At 60.7% G+C, this 21,775-nt stretch carries 20 protein-coding genes; 7 read left to right on the forward strand and 13 right to left on the reverse strand.

All coding sequences use genetic code 11. The annotated features are described in order from the left end of the window. Nucleotides 1–75: 75 nt before the first annotated feature. Both nrdB and yfaE read left to right on the forward strand, forming a co-directional pair. Nucleotides 76–1,206, forward strand: coding sequence for a class Ia ribonucleoside-diphosphate reductase subunit beta (gene nrdB, locus ACJBF3_RS01270; RefSeq protein ID WP_045327964.1), 1,131 nt, complete (start codon nucleotides 76–78; stop codon nucleotides 1,204–1,206). Beyond that, entirely contained in the window at nucleotides 1,206–1,460 is a 255-nt protein-coding gene (yfaE, locus tag ACJBF3_RS01275) for a class I ribonucleotide reductase maintenance protein YfaE (RefSeq protein ID WP_032641917.1), read from the forward strand. The genes nrdB and yfaE overlap by 1 nt, the downstream gene beginning before the upstream one ends. Nucleotides 1,461–1,549: 89 nt before the next feature. Here yfaE and glpQ read toward each other — a convergent pair whose 3' ends face one another. Both glpQ and glpT read right to left on the reverse strand, forming a co-directional pair. Then, nucleotides 1,550–2,605, reverse strand: a complete 1,056-nt coding sequence (glpQ, locus tag ACJBF3_RS01280) for a glycerophosphodiester phosphodiesterase (protein ID WP_045327962.1) — start codon at nucleotides 2,603–2,605, stop codon at nucleotides 1,550–1,552. Nucleotides 2,606–2,616: 11 nt separating this feature from the next. Further along, nucleotides 2,617–3,969 carry a glycerol-3-phosphate transporter gene (gene glpT, locus ACJBF3_RS01285; protein ID WP_045327960.1) on the reverse strand — a complete coding sequence of 451 codons (1,353 nt, stop codon included), beginning with the start codon at nucleotides 3,967–3,969 and terminating at the stop codon, nucleotides 2,617–2,619. 251 nt (nucleotides 3,970–4,220) lie between these two features. Between glpT and glpA the strand changes: the two genes are divergently transcribed. Genes glpA through glpC form a run of 3 tightly spaced genes read left to right on the forward strand, consistent with a single transcriptional unit; the run spans nucleotide 4,221 to nucleotide 8,243 of the window. Next, nucleotides 4,221–5,849 (forward strand): anaerobic glycerol-3-phosphate dehydrogenase subunit A, encoded by a 1,629-nt coding sequence (glpA, locus tag ACJBF3_RS01290; RefSeq protein ID WP_045327958.1) that lies wholly within the window; start codon nucleotides 4,221–4,223, stop codon nucleotides 5,847–5,849. Beyond that, entirely contained in the window at nucleotides 5,839–7,056 is a 1,218-nt protein-coding gene (gene glpB / locus ACJBF3_RS01295) for a glycerol-3-phosphate dehydrogenase subunit GlpB (RefSeq protein ID WP_045327956.1), read from the forward strand. The genes glpA and glpB overlap by 11 nt, the downstream gene beginning before the upstream one ends. Beyond that, nucleotides 7,053–8,243 (forward strand): anaerobic glycerol-3-phosphate dehydrogenase subunit GlpC, encoded by a 1,191-nt coding sequence (glpC, locus tag ACJBF3_RS01300; protein ID WP_045327954.1) that lies wholly within the window; start codon nucleotides 7,053–7,055, stop codon nucleotides 8,241–8,243. Before glpB ends, glpC begins: the two co-directional genes overlap by 4 nt. Before the next feature lie 33 nt (nucleotides 8,244–8,276). Here the strand turns inward: glpC and ACJBF3_RS01305 are convergent, their stop codons facing one another. From ACJBF3_RS01305 to ACJBF3_RS01350, 10 genes are all read right to left on the reverse strand, one after another. Beyond that, nucleotides 8,277–9,476, reverse strand: coding sequence for a nicotinamide mononucleotide deamidase-related protein YfaY (locus ACJBF3_RS01305; protein WP_045327952.1), 1,200 nt, complete (start codon nucleotides 9,474–9,476; stop codon nucleotides 8,277–8,279). 93 nt (nucleotides 9,477–9,569) lie between these two features. Further along, nucleotides 9,570–10,109, reverse strand: a complete 540-nt coding sequence (locus tag ACJBF3_RS01310; protein ID WP_045327950.1) for a YfaZ family outer membrane protein — start codon at nucleotides 10,107–10,109, stop codon at nucleotides 9,570–9,572. A 124-nt stretch (nucleotides 10,110–10,233) separates the two neighbouring features. Continuing rightward, a complete protein-coding gene (gene menE, locus ACJBF3_RS01315) occupies nucleotides 10,234–11,595 on the reverse strand; it encodes an o-succinylbenzoate--CoA ligase (protein WP_045327948.1) in 1,362 nt (453 codons plus the stop codon). Beyond that, nucleotides 11,592–12,557 (reverse strand): o-succinylbenzoate synthase, encoded by a 966-nt coding sequence (gene menC / locus ACJBF3_RS01320; protein ID WP_045327946.1) that lies wholly within the window; start codon nucleotides 12,555–12,557, stop codon nucleotides 11,592–11,594. The genes menE and menC overlap by 4 nt, the downstream gene beginning before the upstream one ends. Then, nucleotides 12,557–13,414 (reverse strand): 1,4-dihydroxy-2-naphthoyl-CoA synthase, encoded by an 858-nt coding sequence (gene menB / locus ACJBF3_RS01325; protein WP_045327944.1) that lies wholly within the window; start codon nucleotides 13,412–13,414, stop codon nucleotides 12,557–12,559. The genes menC and menB overlap by 1 nt, the downstream gene beginning before the upstream one ends. Next, nucleotides 13,411–14,187, reverse strand: a complete 777-nt coding sequence (gene menH / locus ACJBF3_RS01330; protein ID WP_045327942.1) for a 2-succinyl-6-hydroxy-2,4-cyclohexadiene-1-carboxylate synthase — start codon at nucleotides 14,185–14,187, stop codon at nucleotides 13,411–13,413. Before menH ends, menB begins: the two co-directional genes overlap by 4 nt. Then, nucleotides 14,184–15,854, reverse strand: coding sequence for a 2-succinyl-5-enolpyruvyl-6-hydroxy-3-cyclohexene-1-carboxylic-acid synthase (gene menD / locus ACJBF3_RS01335; protein WP_045327940.1), 1,671 nt, complete (start codon nucleotides 15,852–15,854; stop codon nucleotides 14,184–14,186). The genes menH and menD overlap by 4 nt, the downstream gene beginning before the upstream one ends. An 88-nt stretch (nucleotides 15,855–15,942) precedes the next feature. Beyond that, complete coding sequence (menF, locus tag ACJBF3_RS01340) at nucleotides 15,943–17,238, reverse strand: isochorismate synthase MenF (RefSeq protein WP_045327938.1); 1,296 nt, start codon at nucleotides 17,236–17,238, stop codon at nucleotides 15,943–15,945. Between the two features lie 95 nt (nucleotides 17,239–17,333). Then, on the reverse strand, nucleotides 17,334–17,639 hold the full coding sequence (gene elaB, locus ACJBF3_RS01345; protein WP_008500219.1) for a stress response protein ElaB: 306 nt from the start codon (nucleotides 17,637–17,639) through the stop codon (nucleotides 17,334–17,336). 53 nt (nucleotides 17,640–17,692) lie between these two features. Then, nucleotides 17,693–18,154, reverse strand: coding sequence for a GNAT family N-acetyltransferase (locus ACJBF3_RS01350; RefSeq protein ID WP_045327936.1), 462 nt, complete (start codon nucleotides 18,152–18,154; stop codon nucleotides 17,693–17,695). A gap of 71 nt (nucleotides 18,155–18,225) precedes the next feature. Between ACJBF3_RS01350 and rbn the strand changes: the two genes are divergently transcribed. Then, nucleotides 18,226–19,143: a ribonuclease BN gene (gene rbn, locus ACJBF3_RS01355; RefSeq protein ID WP_406544630.1), complete on the forward strand. Its 918-nt coding sequence runs from the start codon at nucleotides 18,226–18,228 to the stop codon at nucleotides 19,141–19,143. 64 nt (nucleotides 19,144–19,207) lie between these two features. Then, a complete protein-coding gene (locus ACJBF3_RS01360) occupies nucleotides 19,208–20,212 on the forward strand; it encodes a chemotaxis protein (protein WP_045327932.1) in 1,005 nt (334 codons plus the stop codon). A gap of 104 nt (nucleotides 20,213–20,316) precedes the next feature. On the opposite strand, the gene nuoN is transcribed toward ACJBF3_RS01360, so the two are convergent. Beyond that, nucleotides 20,317–21,774, reverse strand: a complete 1,458-nt coding sequence (nuoN, locus tag ACJBF3_RS01365) for an NADH-quinone oxidoreductase subunit NuoN (RefSeq protein ID WP_032641954.1) — start codon at nucleotides 21,772–21,774, stop codon at nucleotides 20,317–20,319. Between the last annotated feature and the right edge of the window lies 1 nt (nucleotide 21,775).

A 21,775-nucleotide genomic window follows, 5' to 3' on the forward strand; every position in this document is an offset into this window, starting at 1 on the left:
TGCCGGGTGGCGCTCCGCTTACCCGGCCTACGATTTTGTTTGCCCAACCGACAAAATCTCTCACAGGACACACTCATGGCATATACCACCTTTTCACAGACGAAAAACGACCAGCTCAAAGAGCCGATGTTCTTCGGCCAGCCGGTCAACGTGGCACGCTACGACCAGCAAAAATATGACATCTTCGAAAAGCTGATCGAAAAGCAACTCTCCTTCTTCTGGCGCCCGGAAGAAGTGGACGTCTCCCGCGACCGTATTGACTACCAGTCGCTGCCGGATCACGAAAAGCATATCTTCATCAGCAACCTGAAGTACCAGACGCTGCTGGACTCCATTCAGGGCCGCAGCCCGAACGTGGCGCTGCTGCCGCTGATCTCCATTCCGGAGCTGGAAACCTGGGTGGAAACCTGGGCGTTCTCCGAGACGATCCACTCCCGCTCTTACACCCACATCATCCGCAACATCGTGAACGATCCGGCGGTGGTGTTTGACGATATCGTCACCAACGAACAGATCCAGAAGCGCGCGGAAGGCATTGCCCATTATTACGACGAGCTCATCGAGATGACCAGCTACTGGCATCTGCTGGGCGAAGGCACCCACAGCGTGAACGGTAAAACCATTACCGTGAACCTGCGCGCGCTGAAAAAACAGCTGTACCTGTGCCTGATGAGCGTCAACGCGCTGGAGGCGATCCGCTTCTACGTGAGCTTCGCCTGCTCCTTCGCCTTTGCCGAGCGCAAGCTGATGGAAGGCAACGCAAAAATCATCCGCCTGATCGCCCGCGACGAGGCCCTGCACCTGACCGGCACCCAGCACATGCTGAACCTTCTGCGCAGCGGCACGGATGACCCGGAGATGGCGGAAATCGCCGAAGAGTGCAAGCAGGAGTGCTACGACCTGTTCGTGCTGGCCGCGCAGCAGGAGAAAGAGTGGGCAGACTATCTGTTCCGCGACGGCTCCATGATCGGCCTGAACAAAGATATTCTGTGCCAGTACGTTGAGTACATCACCAACATCCGTATGCAGGCTGTCGGTCTCGATCTGCCGTTCCAGACGCGCTCTAACCCGATTCCGTGGATCAACACCTGGCTGGTGTCCGATAACGTCCAGGTCGCGCCGCAGGAAGTGGAAGTGAGTTCTTACCTGGTCGGTCAGATTGATTCTGAAGTCAACACCGACGACCTGAGCGATTTCCAGCTCTGATGTCACGCGTCACGCTAAGTCTTTCCGGCACCGAGGTACTGTGTCGGGAGGAGCACCCTTCTCTGCTGGTGGCGCTTGAGGCGCATCAGGTAGAAGTAGAGTACCAGTGTCGTTCCGGCTACTGCGGCTCCTGCCGCTGCCGTCTGGTCACAGGCCAGGTAGACTGGCTGACCGAGCCGCTGGCCTTTATCAACGAAGGGGAAATTTTGCCCTGCTGCTGCCGGGCAAAAGGCGATATCGAAATCGAGATGTGATTGTGTCGGGTGGCGCTTCGCTTACCCGACCTACAAAACCGCAGTTCGTAGGCCGGGTAAGGCGCAGCCGCCACCCGGCAATTTCAGCGTTAATCCTTCAAAAAGCTCACCGCTTTATCCGGAAAATCCGTAAACAGCCCGTCCACGCCCGCCTGATTGTACAGCACCTCATAAAGCTGATTCACGTCCGCGGCATACGGCGGCAGCTGGTCTGCTCGCACGGTATACGGATGGACCTGCATCTTGCTCTCATGCGCCTCTTTCACCATCGCCGTCAGCTTCACGTGACCCGGCGCTGAGCCTTCCGCCACCAGCATGTGGTAATCCGGCCCGATGCCGTCGGCGTACTGCGCAATCTGCTTCATCGCGCCCGGCTTGAACATCCAGTCGTAGCTATAGTTCACCCACTTCCCGTCAGGCTGCTTCTCCTGGGTTTCATTCCAGTCGGTATAGGCAATCAGCTGTACCAGATTGAGATCCATCCCCATCTTCGGCTCCAGCTCGGTTTTGATGCGCTTCAGCTCGGCGGCGTCAAAACACTGCAGGTAAACCTTGTCCTTCTTGCTGGTGTAGCCGTACTGTTTCAGCACCTCCAGCGTCTTCGCGGCAATGTCTTTCCCTTCCTGATGGTGGAACCACGGCGCTTTGATTTCCGGGTAGATGCCGATGTTTTTGCCGGTTGAGTGATTCAACCCCTGAACAAACTCAATCTCCTCCTGGAAGGTATGGATCCGGAAGTCAGATTTGCCCATCGGGAAGCGCCCCGGATAGACCTGCACTTTTTTACCGTTCTCAATTTCGAAGCCTTCGGTAAACTTCAGGGAGCGGATCTCCGCCAGGGTGAAGTCGATGGCGTAGAAGCGGCCATCTTTACGCGCGCGGTCCGGGAAACGTTCCGCCACGTCCGTCACGCGGTCAAGATAGTGGTCGTGCAGGACGACCAGCTGGTCGTCCTTCGTCATCACCAGATCCTGCTCCAGGTAATCCGCACCCTGCGCATAGGCCATCGCTTTTGCCGGCAGCGTGTGCTCCGGCAGATAGCCGCTGGCGCCGCGGTGGGCAATCACGATTTTATCCGCCGCCAGCGCGGATCCGGTCATCAGGCCCGCCAGCAGCAGGCCCGTCGCTAACTGAGTTAATTTCATCGTAATGTTCCTTATTGACGACGTGCCAGCACTTCAGCGTGGTGACGTTTTTCCCCGATCATCACGACAATCAGCAGCAGTACCGCCAGCACGCTACCGCCGATCATCACCATAAAGCCGCCGTCCCAGCCGAAGAAGTCAACGGTGTAGCCCACGATGGCGCTCGCCGCGACCGAACCGCCCAGGTAGCCGAACAGGCCGGTAAAGCCTGCCGCCGTGCCCGCCGCTTTTTTCGGCGCCAGCTCCAGGGCGTGCAGACCGATCAGCATCACCGGCCCATAAATCAGGAAGCCGATGACGATCATGCAGGCCATATCTACTGATGGGTTACCCGGCGGGTTGAGCCAGTACACCACGGTGGCGATGGTCACCAGGGTCATAAAGAAGACGCCCGTCGCCCCGCGGTTACCTTTAAACACCTTGTCCGACATCCAGCCGCACAGCAGCGTGCCCGGGATCCCCGCGTACTCATACAGGAAGTAGGCCCAGGAGGATTTATCCAGCGCGAAGTGCTTCACCTCTTTCAGGTAGGTCGGAGACCAGTCCAGAATGCCGTAGCGCAGCAGGTATACAAACACGTTCGCCACCGCGATGTACCACAGCAGCCTGTTCGGCAGCACGTACTTCATGAAGATCTGTTTCGCGGTCAGCTCTTCTTCATGCTCCTTGCTGTAATCGTCCGGGTAGTCATTTTTGTACTCTTCAATCGGCGGCAGGCCGCAGGACTGCGGCGTATCGCGCATCAGCGCGAAGGCAATAATCGCCACCAGAATGGCGCCAAACGCAGGCATGTAGAGCGCCGCGTGCCAGTCGTTGAACCAGGCCATCCCCAGCAGGAACAGCAGCGGCGGAATACCGCCACCCACGTTATGCGCACAGTTCCACACCGACACGATGCCGCCGCGTTCCTTCTGCGACCACCAGTGCACCATGGTACGCCCGCACGGCGGCCACCCCATCCCCTGGAACCAGCCGCAGAGGAACAGCAGCACAAACATGACGGCAATGCTTGAGGTTGCCCACGGCACAAAGCCCATGAACAGCATGACCGCGGCCGCCAGAATCAGACCGGCGGGCAGGAACACGCGCGGATTCGAGCGATCCGACACGGAACCCATAATGAATTTGGAAAAACCGTAGGCGATGGAGATCCCCGACAGCGCGAACCCCAGATCGCCGCGGGAAAAGCCCTGCTCCACCAGGTACGGCATGGCGAGCGCGAAGTTTTTACGTACAAGGTAGTACGCCGCGTACCCGAAGAAGATCCCCAGGAAAATTTGCCAACGCAGACGGCGATAGAGCGGATCTATTTCTGCCTCTGGCAGACGCGCCCTGTGCGGCGCAGGTTTGAAGATACTGAGCATAACAGCCTCCGTGGCCTTGAAATGAATGAGCAGGTGGCTCGCACCTGGATTCCAGAGGCGGGGATGTTAAGAAATCACGGTGATTGTTACTGTGAATCAACGCACAGATTGTTACAGAAATATGACAGAATGCGCAAAAAAGCGCATGAAATCACGTTTCACTTTCGAATTTCGCGCGTTTATGTTCGAAATCAAACAAACCACAAAATTAATATGGCTAAATGATAAAAAACGAACATAGAGGGTAAACAATGACCAGTCACGATCCTCGTTACAGCGATGTGATAATCATTGGTGGTGGCGCCACCGGTGCCGGGATCGCGCGCGACTGCGCCCTTCGCGGCTTAAGCGTCACGCTGCTGGAACGCCACGATATTGCCACGGGCGCAACCGGACGTAACCACGGCCTGCTGCACAGCGGCGCGCGGTATGCGGTCACCGACGGTGAATCCGCGCGCGAATGTATTGCCGAAAATCAGATCCTCAAGCGTATCGCCCCCCACTGCATTGAGCCGACCGACGGCCTCTTTATTACCCTTCCTGAAGATGACCTCGCCTTTCAGGACACCTTTATCACCGCCTGCACTGCAGCGGGCATTCAGGCTGAGGCCATGGATCCGGCGCTGGCGCGGCGGCTGGAACCGTCGGTTAACCCGGCGCTTATCGGAGCGGTGAAAGTCCCTGACGGCACCGTCGATCCGTTCCGCCTGACGGCCGCCAATATGCTGGACGCCCGCGAGCACGGCGCGCACATCCTGACCGGGCACGAAGTGACCGGGCTTATCCGCGAAGGCCATCGCGTTTGCGGCGTGCGGGTGTTTGATACGCAATACCATGAACACAGCGAGCTGTATGCCTCCGTGGTCATTAATGCCGCGGGGATCTGGGGGCAGCGCATCGCGGAATACGCCGACCTGCAGGTGCGCATGTTCCCGGCGAAAGGCTCGCTGCTGATCCTCGATCACCGCATCAATAACCATGTCATCAACCGCTGCCGCAAACCGTCCGACGCCGATATTCTCGTTCCGGGCGATACCATTTCGCTGATCGGCACGACCTCCACCCACGTGGACTACAGCGAGATTGACTACAACCGCGTGACCGCCGAAGAGGTGGATATTCTGCTGCGTGAAGGCGAGAAGCTGGCCCCGGTGATGGCCCAGACGCGTATTCTGCGCGCCTATGCGGGCGTGCGTCCGCTGGTCGCCAGCGACAACGATCCGAGCGGACGTAACGTCAGCCGGGGCATCGTGCTGCTCGATCACGCCGAGCGCGACGGCATGGACGGGTTTATCACCATCACCGGCGGCAAGCTAATGACCTACCGCCTGATGGCCGAATGGGCGACCGATGCCGTCTGCCGCAAGCTGGGCAATACCGAGCCGTGCGTCACGGCAGAACAGCCCCTGCCCGGCTCGCGTCAGTCCACGGAAAAAACGCTGCAAAAAATTATCTCCCTGCCCGCGCCGCTGCGCGGATCCGCGATTTACCGCCACGGCGACAGAACGCCGGTCTGGCTTGGAGAAGGCCGGCTGAGCCGCAGCCTGGTGTGCGAGTGCGAAGCCGTCACCGCCGGTGAGGTGCAGTATGCGGTAGAGAACCTGACGGTCACCAGCCTGCTCGATCTTCGCCGCCGCACCCGCGTCGGCATGGGCACCTGCCAGGGCGAGCTCTGCGCCTGCCGTGCCGCCGGGCTACTGCAGCGTTTTCACACCACCACCGCCACCCAGTCGCTCGATCAGCTCAGCGCCTTTTTAAACGAGCGCTGGAAAGGCATTCAGCCTGTCGCCTGGGGCGACGCCCTGCGCGAAAGCGAATTTACCCGCTGGGTCTATCAGGGGCTTTGCGGTCTTGAGAAGGAGCAGCGCGATGAAATTTGACACCGTGATTGTCGGCGGCGGGCTGGCGGGCCTGCTTTGTGGCATCAGGCTCACGAAGCAGGGTCTGCGCTGCGCCATTATCACCCGGGGCCAGAGCGCCCTGCACTTTTCGTCCGGATCCCTGGATCTGGTGGACGAAGCGTACCGCGATAAGCTGCCGCCGGAGCACCCGTATCACCTGATCGGCGCGCAGCATATTGACCGCTTTGCGCTGGAAACCGAAGCGCTGCTGGCAGACTGCGGCGCGCGCCTGAAGGGGAGCGCCCGGCTCAATCATCAGCGCGTCACGCCGCTGGGCACCCTGCGTTCCGCCTGGCTCAGCCCGGAAGAAGTGCCCGTTGCCCCCTTCGCTGCCGCCCGTGTGCGGGTGGTGGGCATTAGCGGCTTTCTGGATTTTCAGCCCCATCTCGCGGCGGCGTCGCTTTGTCGCCAGGGCGTTAACGCCGAAACGGCAGAGATAGAGCTGCCCGAGCTTGATGTCCTGCGCGATAACCCGAGCGAGTTTCGCGCGGTGAATATCGCCCGCTTTCTGGATAACGAGGACAAATGGCCGCTGCTGTACGACGCGCTCAGGCCGATCGGCGAGACGTGCGACGCGCTGCTGATGCCCGCCTGCTTCGGCTTACGCGACAACCGGCTCTGGCGCTGGCTGTCGGACCGTCTGCCCTGCTCGCTCTACCTGCTGCCTACGCTGCCCCCTTCCGTCCCCGGCATTCGCCTGCATACTCAGCTTCAGCGTCAGTTTGTGGGACAGGGCGGCGTGTGGATGGCGGGTGACGAGGTGAAAAAAATCACCATGACCGACGGCAAAGTAAGCGAAATCTGGACCCGCAACCACGACGATATTCCGCTGCGCGCCCGCTATACGGTGCTGGCAAGCGGCAGCTTCTTCAGCAACGGGCTGCTGAGCAGCCGGGAGGGCATCCGGGAAGCCATTATGGGGCTGGATGTCCGCCAGCGTTCCTCCCGCGCGGACTGGTATCAGAGCGATTTCTTCTCGCCGCAGCCGTGGCAGCAGTTTGGCGTGATTGTCGACAGCCAGCTGCATCCGCAGCTTTCCGGCAAGCCCGTCAGGGATCTCTTTGCCATCGGCTCGCTGCTGGGCGGGTACGATCCCATTGCTCAGGGATGCGGTGGCGGGGTCTGCGCCGTCACGGCGCTGTATGTGGCAGAGCAGATTAGCCAGCGCATGGAGGCTGAACAATGAATGACACCCGATTTGAAAGCTGCATTAAATGCACGGTCTGTACCACCGTCTGCCCGGTCAGCGGCGTGAACCCGCGCTATCCGGGACCAAAGCAGGCTGGCCCGGACGGCGAGCGTCTGCGTCTGAAGGACGGCAAGCTGTACGACGAGGCGCTGAAATACTGCATCAACTGCAAACGCTGCGAAGTCGCCTGCCCGTCGGATGTGAAAATCGGCGATATCATCCAGCGCGCCCGGGCGCGCTACGGCACGCAAAAGCCGACGCTGCGGGACGCGATCCTGAGCCATACCGATCTGATGGGCAGCGTCTCGACGCCGTTTGCCCCGCTGGTGAATGCCGCCACCGCACTCAGGCCGGTGCGCCAGCTGCTGGATGCCACGCTGAAGATAGACCATCACCGCAGCCTGCCGAAATATTCTCACGGTACCTATCGCCGCTGGTATAAATCCGTCGCAGCACAGCAGGCGCAGTATGCAGACCAGGTGGCCTTTTTCCACGGCTGCTACGTGAATTACAACCACCCGCAGTTGGGAAAAGATCTGCTGAAGGTGCTGAACGCCATGGGAACGGGCGTTCAGCTACTGAATAAAGAGAAGTGCTGCGGCGTACCGCTGATTGCCAACGGGTTTACCGATAAAGCGCGCAGGCAGGCTCAAAGCAATGTCACCTCCCTGCGCGAAGCGATTATCGATAAAGGTATTCCGGTGCTGGCGACCTCGTCCACCTGTACCTTCACCCTGCGCGATGAGTATCCGCATCTGCTGGACGTAGATAATACCGGCCTGCGCGAGCACATCGAGCTGGCAACACGCTTCCTGTGGCGCAAGCTGGACAGCGGGCAGACGTTGCCGCTGGGGAGATTACCGCTGAAAGTGGTGTATCACACCCCGTGTCATATGGAGAAGATGGGCTGGTCGCTCTATACGCTGGAGCTGCTGCGGCTAATCCCGGGCCTGGAGCTGACGGTGCTGGATTCACGCTGCTGCGGGATTGCGGGAACCTACGGCTTTAAGCGTGAAAACTACGAAACGTCACAGGCGATTGGCGCCCCGCTGTTCCGTCAGATTGAAGAGAGCGGCGCGGATATCGTGGTGACCGACTGTGAAACCTGCAGGTGGCAGATTGAGATGTCCACCAGCAAGCGCTGCGAGCATCCGATTACCCTGCTGGCCAAGGCGCTGGGGTAAAGATGGCCGGGGCGAAAGGCCCCGGCACAGGCGTTACTCCACGAACAGCGACTCGACAACGTTAATCCAGCCGTGCTCGCTGGCCACCTCTTTGCCGTTCAGCCAGCGGCGCAGCATGTTCAGCGCCATCATGGCGCACACCTCCTGACGCACCGCCAGGCTGTGGCGGGTAATGCTCATTTTTACCCGCAGCGCCCAGGTGCCTTCCGGCGTGGCCAGTGCGAAATTGAGGTATTCTTCGTCCAGCCCGCCGACAAACAGCGCCAGACCGGCAAAATGCTTCACCCTTCTCTCGGAGGCCCAGCGGGCGGTCTGCGCGAGGGTCTCCTGCTGGAACGGCACCACCTCGCTTGCCAGCAGCGGCGCGTTGACGCGCGACAGCTGCAGCGCCAGCAGGCCACCGGTGAACTGCTCGCTTAAGGTCACGCTCAGCTGGCGAGTCTGGAGATGCGTCGCAATCTGCGCGGGCAATCCTTCCGTCCCTTCGAAAATCAGGCTTTCGCCCGCCACGCGCTGCACCTCGGGCCACAGGGCCAGCATCGCCGCTTTCTGCTCGGCCGGGCCCGTCAGCTTAAGCTCAATGATCGGCATGGAGGAGCGGTAGCCCATAGAGACGCCCGGCGGCAGCGGGAGATGATCGAGGCTCTGGGCCAGATCGCTTTCCGAGCGGCCAAAGGTGGTCAGACGCAGGCACAGCGGCGGCTCCGGCAGGGTAAAACGATCGCGAAGGCGCGGCAGGATCTGCTGCTCGACCATCACCTTAAATTCTGAGGGCACGCCCGGGGTAAAGAACATCAGGCAGCGGTTCAGCTGCATGGCAAATCCGCACGCGGTGCCGACCGGGTTATCGACCAGCTCGGCGCTGGCGGGAATTTCAGCCTGCTTGCGGTTGCTGGGGGCCATAACGCGGCCACGCTCGGAGAAAAAGCGTTCCATCTGCGAAAGCCAGGCCTCATGCAGCACCAGCTCTTCGCCTTTTGCGGTTGCGGCGGCCAGCGCGCTGAGATCGTCACCGGTGGGGCCGAGCCCGCCGTTCACAATCAGCACGTCGCACTGTTCGCTCCGCTCGCGCAGCACGCTGACCAGCGACTCAAGATTGTCGCCCACCGTATTGCGGCGCGTTAACGGTAATCCTTGCTCAAAGAAAAGATCGGCAAGCCAGGCCGCATTGGTATCAATAATTTGTCCATGCAGCACTTCGTCGCCGGTGGATAACATCTCCACGTTAATCATTGTGTTCTCCCGCTTATTTGGTGAAAACACTATAGCGCAAACGCGGAAGGGAGAAGAGAGAAACTGGCGCGACGGAACGCCGCGCCGACAGGATTAGAAGCCTGCGCTCACGCCCACGTACGGGCCATCGGCCAGCGCGTTGTCGCGGTTACCGTCTTTGCCCGCCAGGTTCAGATAGCGATAGCCTGCTTCGATAGTAACGGGACGCATGATGGTCCAGCGTGCGCCCGCGTTGGCTTCTTCGTAGCTTTCAATACCGCTGGAGAGGGAGTCCGGAGAGTAGTAATACTCGCCAAACAGGCCAAAGCTGTCGCCAATTTTCCACTGCAGGCCGCCGCCCACGGCCGCCGCGTAGCCTTCGCTGCCGTCGTTAGGGTTGGTATAAACCCCTTTACCGCCGACGGTGGCCAGGAATGGGCCCAGGGGCACGTTCAGGCCGAGGCCAAGGCTGGCCGCGTCGCCGTCGTCATCGTTATGCGTCCAGCCGCCGGTCATCGCCAGACCGGAGGTCTCGGTCCCCATGCCGAAGCCCAGGTGGGTATAATCCTGACCCGCCGAGCCGTTAAAGCTGATGGCGTTAGCCGCCGCAGATACAACCATCAGGCCTAAGCCCAGTAATGCCACTTTTTTCATTGTCGTGATCCCGCACAATTTTTATAGAGAAGTCCCAAAACCGCGAGATTTTAACCGGAGTCTTCCGGGGATCAAGCACTCTGCGTGCGGCAGGTCGGTAGATTGTAACTATTTGAAACCGCTATTATCCCTTCAGCGTTGCGTTCACCCACGCCTGCAGCGCGCGGCGCGAGACTTTAATGCCGCCATTTTTGAGTTCGGTCGGCAACAGCAGCCAGCGGACGGGCTGCTCAAAACGCGCCAGCTTATCCCTCACCCAGTCAGGCAAGCAGGTGATATCCGCTCCCGGCTCGCACTCCACCACCGCCACCGGCCGTTGGCCAAACTCGGCGTCGTCCAGCGGGACGATAAACGCCTGGTTAACCTGCGGGTGCGTGGCGATAACGCGCTCCAGCGATTCCGGCTGGATCCCTTCGCCGCCGCTAAAAAAGAGGTTGTCCATGCGGCCCAGGATCGTCAGGCGGCCTTCATGCCATTCCCCGCGGTCGCGGGTGGCGAACCAGCCCTGAGCGTTGGTCAGCGGAATCAGTTCGCCCTCTCGCCAGTAGCCTGAGGCCATGCTCTGCGCCCTGATCCACACTTCCCCGTCGACGACCTGCACCTCTCTGCCCGGCAGCGCATGGCCCACGTCCGGCTCGCCGTCCGCCTCTTTCGCGCAGACGGTAGAGGCAAACTCGGTCAGGCCGTAGCCGCAGAAGGTGCGAATCCCCTGCTCGCGCGCCCGCTGCGTCAATTCCACGGGGATGGCGGCCCCGCCCAGCAGCACCGCTTTCAGTGCGACGGGCTGGTGGGCATGAAGCAGACGCCAGAGCTGGGTCGGCACCAGCGAGGCGTGGGTGCAGCCACACAGCGCCTGTTCCAGAGGCTGCTTCTCGCGCACGGTTAACCGCGCGCCGGCCTGCAGCCAGCGCCATAAAATCCCCTGGCCGGAAACGTGAAACAGCGGCAGCGAAAGCAGCCAGTCGTCGTCTTCACCGTAGGGCATCAGGGACAACACGCCGCGCGCGCTGGCAAGATGGGCCTCGCAGGTATGCACCGCCGCTTTCGGCAGCCCGGTGGAGCCGGAGGTCAGCGTCATGGAGGCCAGCCGCGCCGGTTGCCACGGAGCGCAATACGCATCGGCTGACTCGCGCATGTTCAGGGCAGGAAGTCCGTCGTAGCTGCCGTCCAGCACCAGCGCGAAGCGCAGCGTCATCTGCGGGAGCAACACGTCCAGCAGCGGACGCGGCAGCTGGGGATTCACGGGAAGAATCCGTGCCCCGCACTGGAGCAGCGCCAGCCACGCCAGCAGGGTTTGCGGATGATTGTGGGCCAGCAGCAGCACGCCGTTGCCCTCCGTCACGCCCTGCTGGTGAAATGCTGCCGCAAGGCGGTCGATGCGGTCGCACAATTGCTGCCAGCTGAGCACCTCGTCGTTCAGCCTCAGGGCCGGTTTATCGGCACACTGCGCGCGCCAGTGCCGCCACGGCCAGTCGGTAAACCTCATTGCAGCGGCTCCAGCGCCGCGACGTCGAGGCACGGCAGCGCGCTGCCCGGCCACGGGCGGATAAGCTGGGCCTGCATCAGGTTCAGCGTGTCGAGGCCAGGAATGGTATCCGGCGTTAGCCAGGCGGCAATGCGCGCCAGCTGGGTCAGCCCAAGGCTGGACTCGATCGACGAGCTGATCACCGCCGTCAGCCCCGAGGCGTGCGCCGCCGCGACCTGCTCGCGTACTTTCGCCAGGCTGCCGGTCAGCGTCGGTTTAATCACCACCGCGCTGACGCCCGGCTCTGAGACAAATTCAAAATCGTCCTCGCGCAGGCTTTCATCCCAGGCAATGGCGATCCCCGTTTCGCGGGCAAACGCGCGCGAATCATCGCGGGTTTTACACGGCTCTTCGAGGAAGGCAATGCGGCTGCGGTACGCCGGATTGACGTATTTCGCAAACTGCTGCGCCTTAAGCGGCGTCCAGGCGCGGTTGGCGTCCAGACGGAGATGAAGGTCGGGGATCGCCTCCAGCAGCAGGTTAGCGACCATGCCGTCGCGCACCGCTTCGTAGAGGCCGACCTTAATTTTCGCCACCTTCTCGCCCGGCATGGCGGAGAGCAGCGCGAACAGCTCGTCAGGATCGCCTGTGCAGAGCGGTGCCGCGCGGTAGCTAGCCTCTTCAGGCAGGCTACCGTCCAGCTCCGCCAGCGCGCAGCTGATGCCAAACGCCGCGGACGGCACGTCCGGCAAAGCCGGATCCGCACCTTCGCGCCACGCGTCTGCCCACGCCAGCACCGCAGCCTGCGCGTCTTCCAGCGACTCCAGGCTAAAGCCCGGCAGCGGTGAAATCTCGCCCCAGCCTTCCCGCTCGCCCAGTTGCAAATGCACGAAGAAGCCGTCACGGGTTTTTAACCGCCGTTCACGCAGCACCACGCCCGCGTCCATCGGTATCTGCCAGCGGTAAACCTGCGCGCGACGCATTACGGGTTCCGTTTGTATTTGCTGAAGTCCGGCTGGCGTTTTTCGTTAAACGCGTTACGCCCTTCCTGACCCTCTTCGGTCATGTAGAACAGCATGGTGGCGTTACCCGCCAGCTCCTGCAGACCCGCCTGACCGTCACAGTCGGCGTTGAGCGCGGCCTTCAGGCAGCGCAGCGCCATCGGGCTGTTTTGCAGCATTTCACGGCACCAGCGCACGGTCTCTTTTTCGAGCTCGGCAAGCGGCACCACGGTGTTCACCAGGCCCATATCCAGCGCTTCCTGGGCGTTGTACTGACGGCACAGGAACCAGATTTCACGCGCTTTTTTCTGCCCGACGATGCGCGCCATGTAGGAAGCGCCCCAGCCGCCATCGAAGGAGCCCACTTTCGGACCCGTCTGGCCAAAGATGGCGTTCTCGGCGGCAATGGTCAGATCGCACATCATGTGCAGCACGTGGCCGCCGCCGATGGAGTAGCCCGCTACCATCGCCACCACCGGTTTAGGACAGGTGCGGATTTGACGCTGGAAATCAAGGACGTTCAGATGGTGCGTGCCCGCATCGTCCTGGTATCCGCCGTAGTCGCCGCGCACCTTCTGATCCCCGCCGGAGCAGAACGCTTTATCGCCTTCGCCGGTCAGGACAATCACCCCGATGTTGTCGTCGTAGCGCGCATCCGCCAGGGCCTGAATCATCTCTTTCACCGTCAGCGGGCGGAAGGCGTTGCGTACCTGCGGACGGTTAATGGTGATTTTGGCAATGCCGTCGGTGGATTTGTGGTAACGAATGTCGGTGTAGCCTTCGGAGCAGTCTTGCCATTCAACCGGGGCATAAAGCATGTTTTCATCAGGATAGATCATAGAGTGTCCTTTGTTCGAAGACGCAGTATCTGAGCCAGACTCGCCGCAACCGCATCGGGGTTTTCCCGGTGGGCGTTGTGTCCGGCGTTGGGAATTGCATGACGAGCGGCGTTTAGCTCAGCGGCAAGGGCCGCGAACTTCTCATCACGTTCGCCATAGAGATAATCCAAAGAGAAATCGCGTTCGCCGAGCGCGGCACGCAGGTCGGGCTGCACGGCCAGCGAGGTCGCCTCAAGCATCTTTGCCAGCGCTACGCCGCTGTTCTGGCTGCGCAGGGTAATCAGCGCGTCGCGCTGGGCGTCCGTGAGTGAGGCGAACACGGGCTGGCGATACCAGTCACTGAACACGTTCTCCAGCGGTTCGCGGCGAAAACGCGCTGCCCAGCGGTAATCGGATGCCCGCCGCGCCTGTCGCGCCCCGGCATCCTGCAGGCCCGGATGTCCGCCTTCTACCGCCACGCCCAGCAGCCCCTTTGGCCGCTGGCAGGCATGGAACATCGCAATGCGGCCGCCGAGGGAGTACCCGACGAGCCAGAAGTTCAGTATGTTGTAACTAATAAGAGTATGGGCGAGCAGCGCGCTCATCTCGTCAAAGCCCGCCACGTCCAGATTTTGGGATCCACCGTGCCCCGGCAGATCCAGATACAGCCGGGGATAATCGCTCAGCGTCTTGCCAACAGGCTGCCACTCGCGGCAATCTCCGGAAAAACCGTGCAAAAAAACCAGCCAGGGATAGCCTGGCTTTCCGGCCTGCTGCACGCCCGAGAGGATCACAGCTGGCTCACCTGCGCCAGCAGGCTTTGCAGGGCATGCGCCCCGTCGGCATCGTTCACCACCAGCTCGATCAGCGTCGCGCCCGGCTGCTTCCAGGCATTGCTTAGCGCAGCGTCCAGCTGTTCCCAGCTCTCCGGGCGATGGTATTTCAGGCTGAACATCGCCGCGGCATGTTCGAACTGCACGTTCTGCGGCATCAGATAGAAGCGCTCGCGCTCGCTCTGGGGCGTTGGCAGCAGGGAGAAAATCTGTCCGCCGTTGTTATTCACGACAATCAGCACAAACGGTGCGGAAGCCTGGCGCAGCAGCGCCAGCGCGTTGAGATCGTAGAGCGCGGAGAGATCGCCCACGATAGCCAGCGTCGATTTCGCGCTGGCGCGCTGCACGCCCGCCGCCGTGGAGATCAGCCCGTCGATGCCGCTGGCGCCGCGGTTGCTGTAAACCGGGTAGCCCGCGGGCAGCTTCGAAAAGGCGTCTATCAGACGCACGACCAGGCTGTTGCCGACAAACAGCTGCCCCTGTTCAGGCAGATACTGGCGAATTCGGTGCGCCAGCCCGGCTTCGCTGAAGGCCTCACAGTGCGCTTTGGTGATTTCCCAGGCCCGGCGCGACAGGTCCGGGATCGCCACCGCCCAGGGTTGACGTTTTTCCGCCGGATGCAGTTCCAGCCAGCTCTCAATGTCGCTCACCAGACGACGACCGCGATGGTGCGCCGGGTCAAGCCGCCCTTCCAGCGGGTCGACCAGCCAGTACTCTTCCGGCGTGCAGGTGGCCTGCCACTGCAGTAACCGTTTGCCGGTTAAACTCGATCCAAGCTGGACCACAATCTGCGCCTGCGACAGCTCGGTGACCGCTTTGGCATTGCCGAGCCAGAGATCGGCGCACGGCAGCGGCTGACCGGTCTGGGACAGCACGTCGCCAATCAGCGGCCAGCCCAGCGTTTGCGCCCATTCGGCGACCCGCTTGCCTTCGGCGGCGCTCATGCGCCCGGCGATAACCACGCCGCGCTTCTGCCGCCAGAAGAACCAGTCGCGCTGCTTCGCGCTCTCAAGATGCGTTTGCTCGCGCAGCCACGGTTTTTCACTCTGCCACCAGTCGCCGAGCGTCTGCTGCCAGTCATGGCCCGTGTCGTCCAGCTCACCGTAGAGCGGTTCGGCAAACGGGCAGTTGATGTGCAGCGCCCCGCCGCGCAACGTCTCCATCGCGTGATCGACGGTGGAGACCAGCCAGCTTGCCGGAATATCCTGGGTGGGGCGCGGGAGCGAAACCGTCTGCGAAGGGTGCGAAGAAAAGATGCCCGGCTGGCGAATGGCCTGATTGGCGCCGCAGTCGATCAGTTCAGGAGGACGGTCGGCCGTCAGTAAGATCAGTTTTTCACCGGTTAAACCGGCTTCAATCAGGGCCGGATAGAGGTTCGCCACGGCGGTACCGGAGGTGACGATCACCGCCACGGGCTCTTTGCTGACCTTCGCCAGCCCGAGCGCCAGATGGCCGAGACCGCGCTCATCAAAGTGGGTGTGGTGAATCAACGCCCGGTTTTCGGCGGCCGCCAGCGTCAGCGGCGTAGAACGAGAACCCGGTGCAATACACACGTGCCTGACGCCGTGGCGGGTCAGGGCTTCAAGGATCACCGCCGCCCAGCGTCGGTTAAAAGAACTTACTGACATGAGATTGTCCGGTATCAAGAATGCGACACAGTATAAAGAATAGAAAAAAATGGAATTTTGATATGAATCGGGATTGCGCGATTCAGTATTAATCCCTTAGGAGCAGGGAGCGCAATCCGGCCGCTTTATTTTCAATCTCCTGCCACTCCTGCTCCGGGTCAGATCCGCTGACGATGCCCGCCCCGGCGTAGAGCCGCAGGGCGTCATCCTGGACCCGAGCCGAGCGCAACGCCACACAGAATTCGCTTTGATCGGGCGATAAATACCCGGCCGAACCGGCGTACCATTCGCGGTTGAACGGTTCTACGGTCTGGATAAACTCGCGCGCGGGCTGGCGCGGGAGCCCGGCAACGGCGGCTGTCGGCTGGAGTACGTGCAGGCACAGCGCGTCGTCTGGCTGCTTTAGCTCGGTCCAGATACAGCGTCGTAAGTGCTGGACTTTACGCAGGCGGACGACCTGGGCAGGCAACACCTCAAGCGTCTGCGTATGGTGCTGAAGACGCTGGCAGATATCCTCCACCACCAGCATATTTTCACGCTGGTTTTTATCATCGTTCAGCAGCCACTCGCCCAGCCGCTGCGCCTGGCTATCGTCCGCGTGGCTGGCAACGGTGCCCGCCAGCGCTTCCGTGCGCAGCAGCGCGCCGCGCCGCCGCCAGAGGCGCTCGGGCGTAGAGCCGAGAAACGCGTTGCGGGCGTCGAAAACCATGCAGAAATGATAGCAATTGAGATTCAGGGCGCGGCTGGCGGCCATCAGCGCGACAGGGTTAACCCGCTGTTTACACTGTAAATCGGTGGCCCGGGCGAGGACCACCTTTTCGAAATCGCCGCGCGCGATAGTCTCTGTCGCCTTGTTGATAAGGCTCAGCCACGCCGATTTTTGCGGCAGATGCGTTTCATGCTCTACCTGCACGGACAGCGGACGGATCGGTTTGGCCGCAAGCAGCGCCTGTAAGAATACCTGCGCGGCGCGGGCATCATCCTGAAGCGAGCTATTGCCCCACAGCTGCAGGCGCAGCGTAGCGTTACCGGCGGTGCGTCGCCAGAGCAGGCGCGGCAAAAAGAGGCTGCCCTGCTCCGGATTAAAGGCGTTCAGGCCGCAGATACGGGTATCGCCAGGCGCACGTTGGTCACGTAGAAACTGCGAGGCTAATGCCAGAGAGGAAAAGTGGGCAACGGCCCCCAGCGCGGCCAGCTCTTCGTCGCCGTTACGCTGCTGCCAGTAAAACTGGGGATAGCACTGCTGCGCGCCCAGCCAGGCAAGGGGATCGAAGGCGTCGTTTAACGGGAAAGTAACGTCGAAATGACGCAGGCCGGGTGCTGCGGGTAACGCCTGCGTAAGCTGGGTACGCAGTTGCTCCAGCGCGAGGAAAATCGAATTCACGCGAACCTCTCCCTGTTAAAACCGCATATTATACGGGGTACCATAAGAAATATCAGTACCCACGTATAGGGAGTGGTTAAGCGTTCAAAACGCTGTTAACGACGGGCTAAGAGCAGACCCAGCACCAGCCCTACGGCAGCCCCCACGCCAATACCCTGCCACGGTTTCTCATGCACGTAGTCATCGGCACGATACACCGCTTTTTTAGCGCGGTAGTAGTAGGTGTCCGACGCATGGCTGACGCGGTTTTTCACTTCATGCAGCGCCTGTTCCGCACGGGCTTTTAGCTCAATATATTTCTGATCGGCAGGGTCGCCCGAGGAGCGTAGCACCTCTTCCAGCGTTTCGCTCAGCAAGGCCAGGTCGTCGTCGATACGGGTATCCCAGGATTGAAATGACATATTTTTCTCCATGTTAGTGCACCAGTCCGCTAACTATAGCCAACGCGCCGCCATTATGCCTGTTTCGTTTCCCGCGCCATGCCGATGTGGGGAATGCCATCTTCGTCATACACTTCCGTTACCGGCGTGAAGCCAAAGTGCGCATAGAACGACTGCAGATGCGCCTGCGCGCCCAGGTATAACGCCTTGTCCGGCCACCGTTTTTGGCACGCTTCCAGCGTTTTCTCCATGAGCTGATAGCCCAGCTTTTCACCGCGCGCGCTGCCGCTGATGATGACCCGACCAATCACGACGGGCTCGAATTCGTCTTCGCTTTTCAGAATCCTCGCATACGCCACCAGCTCGTTATTCCGCCAGCCGAGGATATGGCGGTTCTCGCCGACCAGATCGTCGCCGTCGATGTCCTGATACGGGCAGGTCTGCTCTACAATAAATACCTCGCAGCGCAGCTTCAGCAGGGCGTAGAGTGAATGGACGGTAAGGTCACTATGATGTAAATCTTGCCACTGGATCATGTCAGTCTCCTTCCTGGGGTTCATGACGTTATACTAAACCCCTCCCCGTTCGGCAAAGGGCTGATTGCGTTATGGAACTGATTTTTCTGGGTACGTCCGCTGGCGTGCCAACCCGCTCACGAAACGTGACGGCGATCCTGCTGGATCTTAAGCACCCCACCCGCGGCGGGCTGTGGCTGTTTGACTGCGGTGAAGGGACGCAGCATCAGCTGCTGCATACCGCATACCACCCCGGCAAGCTGGATAAAATTTTTATCACCCATCTGCATGGCGACCATCTGTTTGGCCTTCCCGGCCTGCTTTGCAGCCGCTCGATGGCCGGTAACCCCAATCCGCTGACGATTTACGGACCCGCGGGAATCCGGGAATTTGTTGAAACCACCCTGCGCCTCAGCGGTTCGTGGACGGATTATCCGCTGGAGATCGTTGAGATCTCCGAAGGCCAGGTTTTCGATGACGGTGACGTTAAGGTAAGCGCTCGGCCGCTCAGTCATCCGGTAGAGTGCTATGGCTACCGTATTGACGCGCATGACAAGCCCGGCGCGCTGGACGCTGCCGCGCTGATGGCCGATGGCGTAAAACCCGGGCCGCTGTTCCAGCGCCTGAAGCACGGCGAGAGCGTCACGCTGGAGGACGGGCGCGTCATCAACGGCCAGGACTATCTCGCCGCCCCGCAGCCCGGCAAGAAGCTGGTGATTTTTGGCGACACGGCCCCGTGCCCGGCGGCGCTTGACCTTGCCCGGGGCGTGGACGTGATGGTGCATGAAGCGACGCTTGAAACGGCAATGGAAGAGAAAGCCAACGGCCGGGGCCATAGCTCTACGCGTCAGGCGGCGCGGCTTGCCCGTGACGCGGGCGTCGGGAGGCTCATCATCACCCACGTCAGCTCGCGCTACGACGCGCGAGGATGTGAAAAGCTGCTGGCAGAGTGCCGCGCATTGTTCCCGGAATGTGAGCTGGCCGAAGATTTCGCTCAGGTCAGCGTTTAGCCCTTCACTTTTCCCTCAGGATGCCGATAACGATTAAAAGGTCAGCATTTCTCTCGAGGGTAGAATGGATAATTTCCAGAAAGATATTGATGACAGGGCGAATCTGACCCTGTCGAACCGTTTTGAACTGTTGCTGTTCCGTCTTGGCACCTCTCTTAACGAAAATAAATCCGAGCTGTTTGGCATTAACGTCTTTAAGCTGCGTGAAATTGTGCCGATGCCGGAGTTCACAAAACCCGCCGGGATGAAATCGCCGCTGATGGGAATGGTGAATATTCGCGATCAGGTGATCCCGGTGATTGACCTGGCCGCCGTGGCGGGCTGTAAGCCCACCACCGGGCTGAACATTCTGCTGATCACCGAATACGCGCGCAGCGTGCAGGCGTTTGCCGTGGAGTCGGTTGAGAACATTATGCGTCTGGACTGGAAGCAGGTGCACGCGGCGGAAACCGCCGTCAGCGGCCGCTACATTACCAGTATTGCGTGTCTTGACGAGAAGACCGATACCAACGATCTGGCGATGGTGCTGGACGTTGAGCAGATCCTGTACGACATCACGCCGGCCAATCACGATCTGCACGCCACGGATTTGAAGACCACCAAGTTCAATATTAAGCCAGGCGCGGTCGCCATCGTCGCAGAAGACTCCAAAGTGGCGCGCTCGATGCTGGAGAAGGGTTTGCAGGCAATGGAGATCCCGGCGCAGCTGCACATTACCGGCAAAGACGCGTGGGAGAAAATTGGCGTGCTGGCCGCTCAGGCGCAGGCAGAGGGCGTGCCCATCACCGATAAGATTGCCCTGGTGCTGACCGACCTCGAAATGCCGGAGATGGACGGTTTTACGCTGACGCGCAAAATCAAAACCGACCCGGTACTGAAGGATATTCCGGTGGTGATCCACTCTTCGCTTTCTGGCAACGCCAACGAAGACCATATCCGCAAGGTGAAGGCGGATGGCTACGTGGCAAAGTTCGAGCTGAACGAGCTGTCGTCGGTGATCGAGGAGGTGCTGGACCGCTCGATGAAGAAGATTGACGGGCCGTTGATTAGCCGCAAGCAGCTGGCGTAGTCGGGTGGCGCTTCGCTTACCCTACCAACAAAACCCGCAGGCCCTGCAAGCGTAGCGCCGCCAGGCAAACCATAAAAAAACCCGCCGAGGCGGGTTTTTTGTTTTTACATCAATGGCATCGCTCGCTGCACGATATCAATCAGCGGCTGCGGATAGATACCGAAGATCAGCACCAGCAGCGCGGAGATGAGTACCACGATCCCCCCGGCGCTGTACTGCCAGTTGGATGGCGCATCGCGGTTGAGCTGCTGAGGCGCGCTCAGGTACAGGCTCACGGCAACGCGCAGGTAGTAGTAGAGACCAATCGCGGAGCCGATAACCACGCCCGCGGTCAGCCACCACAGGTGCGCCTGCACACCGACGGCCAGCACGTAGAACTTACCGATAAAGCCGAGCGTCATCGGGATACCTGCCAGAGAGAGCATCATCACGGTCATCACTGCGGACAGGATCGGACGGTGCCAGAACAGACCACGGTAGGAGAACAGTGAATCAGCGTCCGGACCACGGTACGGGCTGGACATCAGGCTCACCACGCCGAAGGCGCCGAGGCTGCTGAACAGGTAACCGGCCAGATACACGCCCACGGCTTCCATCGACATCTCACCGCTCTGCAGCGCAATCAGCGCCACCATCAGGTAGCCCAGATGAGAGATGGACGAGTAGCCCAGCAGACGCTTGATGTTGGTCTGGCTCAGCGCCATCAGGTTACCGAAGATGATGGAGACGAACGCGATAATGCCCAGCACCACGCGAACCGCTTCGCTGTCACCCACCGGTGCGTACAGGAACAGACGCATGACCACCCCGAAGATGGCGATTTTGCTCGCCGTCGCCAGGAAGGTGGACACCGGCGCAGGAGCGCCCTGGTAGACGTCTGGCGTCCACAGGTGGAACGGCACCAGAGAGAGTTTGAAGCCAAGGCCAACAATCATCATGCCCAGACCCGCCAGCAGCAGCGGCTCGTGCAGCATGCCGTCGCCGAGGCTCTTGCCGAGCGCCATGAAGGAGAGGTTACCGGACTGTGCGTAAACCAGCGCAATACCAAACAGCAGGAACGAGGAGGCAGCAGCAGACAGGATGGTGTACTTGATGCTTGCTTCCAGGGAGCGCTTCTGGCGGAAGGCGTAACCAATCAGGCCGAACAGCGGCAGAGAGATCAGCTCAATGCCGAGGAACAGCGCGGCCAGATGGTTGGCATTCGCCAGCAGAATGCCGCCCAGCGCGGCAATCAGAACCAGCAGGTAAAACTCTTCTTTGTTGTCGTTGTAGCCTTCGAGCCACGGGTACGCAAAGGTACAGGTCGCCAGGCTCGCCAGCAGCACCAGACCGGTATACAGCATAGCGTAACCGTCAACGCGCATCAGCGGGGTGACGTCCATCGCCCCGCCCTGACCAACAAACCAGAGAGAGACTAACGCGGCGTTCAGGCCGATGACCGACAGCGTGGCATTCAGGAAGTGATTGCGTCGCCACGCAATGGAGAGCATTACAACCACCACCGTCAATCCGACGATCAGCAGCGGTAGCAGCGCAATCAGTTGTTGTGGAGTTATTGTCATG

Origin of the sequence: Enterobacter sp. PP-008-ECC_S150, from assembly GCF_045257065.1 — a bacterium.
Taxonomy (GTDB): Bacteria; Pseudomonadota; Gammaproteobacteria; order Enterobacterales; family Enterobacteriaceae; genus Enterobacter; species Enterobacter chengduensis.

Bases quoted from the DNA above. Each gene is read 5' to 3' on its own strand.
- nrdB (WP_045327964.1), top strand. From the start codon at position 76: ATGGCATATACCACCTTTTCACAGACGAAAAACGACCAGCTCAAAGAG.
- yfaE (WP_032641917.1), top strand. From the start codon at position 1,206: ATGTCACGCGTCACGCTAAGTCTTTCCGGCACCGAGGTACTGTGTCGG.
- glpQ (WP_045327962.1), bottom strand. From the start codon at position 2,605: ATGAAATTAACTCAGTTAGCGACGGGCCTGCTGCTGGCGGGCCTGATG.
- glpT (WP_045327960.1), bottom strand. From the start codon at position 3,969: ATGCTCAGTATCTTCAAACCTGCGCCGCACAGGGCGCGTCTGCCAGAG.
- glpA (WP_045327958.1), top strand. From the start codon at position 4,221: ATGACCAGTCACGATCCTCGTTACAGCGATGTGATAATCATTGGTGGT.
- glpB (WP_045327956.1), top strand. From the start codon at position 5,839: ATGAAATTTGACACCGTGATTGTCGGCGGCGGGCTGGCGGGCCTGCTT.
- glpC (WP_045327954.1), top strand. From the start codon at position 7,053: ATGAATGACACCCGATTTGAAAGCTGCATTAAATGCACGGTCTGTACC.
- ACJBF3_RS01305 (WP_045327952.1), bottom strand. From the start codon at position 9,476: ATGATTAACGTGGAGATGTTATCCACCGGCGACGAAGTGCTGCATGGA.
- ACJBF3_RS01310 (WP_045327950.1), bottom strand. From the start codon at position 10,109: ATGAAAAAAGTGGCATTACTGGGCTTAGGCCTGATGGTTGTATCTGCG.
- menE (WP_045327948.1), bottom strand. From the start codon at position 11,595: ATGAGGTTTACCGACTGGCCGTGGCGGCACTGGCGCGCGCAGTGTGCC.
- menC (WP_045327946.1), bottom strand. From the start codon at position 12,557: ATGCGTCGCGCGCAGGTTTACCGCTGGCAGATACCGATGGACGCGGGC.
- menB (WP_045327944.1), bottom strand. From the start codon at position 13,414: ATGATCTATCCTGATGAAAACATGCTTTATGCCCCGGTTGAATGGCAA.
- menD (WP_045327940.1), bottom strand. From the start codon at position 15,854: ATGTCAGTAAGTTCTTTTAACCGACGCTGGGCGGCGGTGATCCTTGAA.
- elaB (WP_008500219.1), bottom strand. From the start codon at position 17,639: ATGTCATTTCAATCCTGGGATACCCGTATCGACGACGACCTGGCCTTG.
- ACJBF3_RS01350 (WP_045327936.1), bottom strand. From the start codon at position 18,154: ATGATCCAGTGGCAAGATTTACATCATAGTGACCTTACCGTCCATTCA.
- rbn (WP_406544630.1), top strand. From the start codon at position 18,226: ATGGAACTGATTTTTCTGGGTACGTCCGCTGGCGTGCCAACCCGCTCA.
- ACJBF3_RS01360 (WP_045327932.1), top strand. From the start codon at position 19,208: ATGGATAATTTCCAGAAAGATATTGATGACAGGGCGAATCTGACCCTG.
- nuoN (WP_032641954.1), bottom strand. From the start codon at position 21,774: ATGACAATAACTCCACAACAACTGATTGCGCTGCTACCGCTGCTGATC.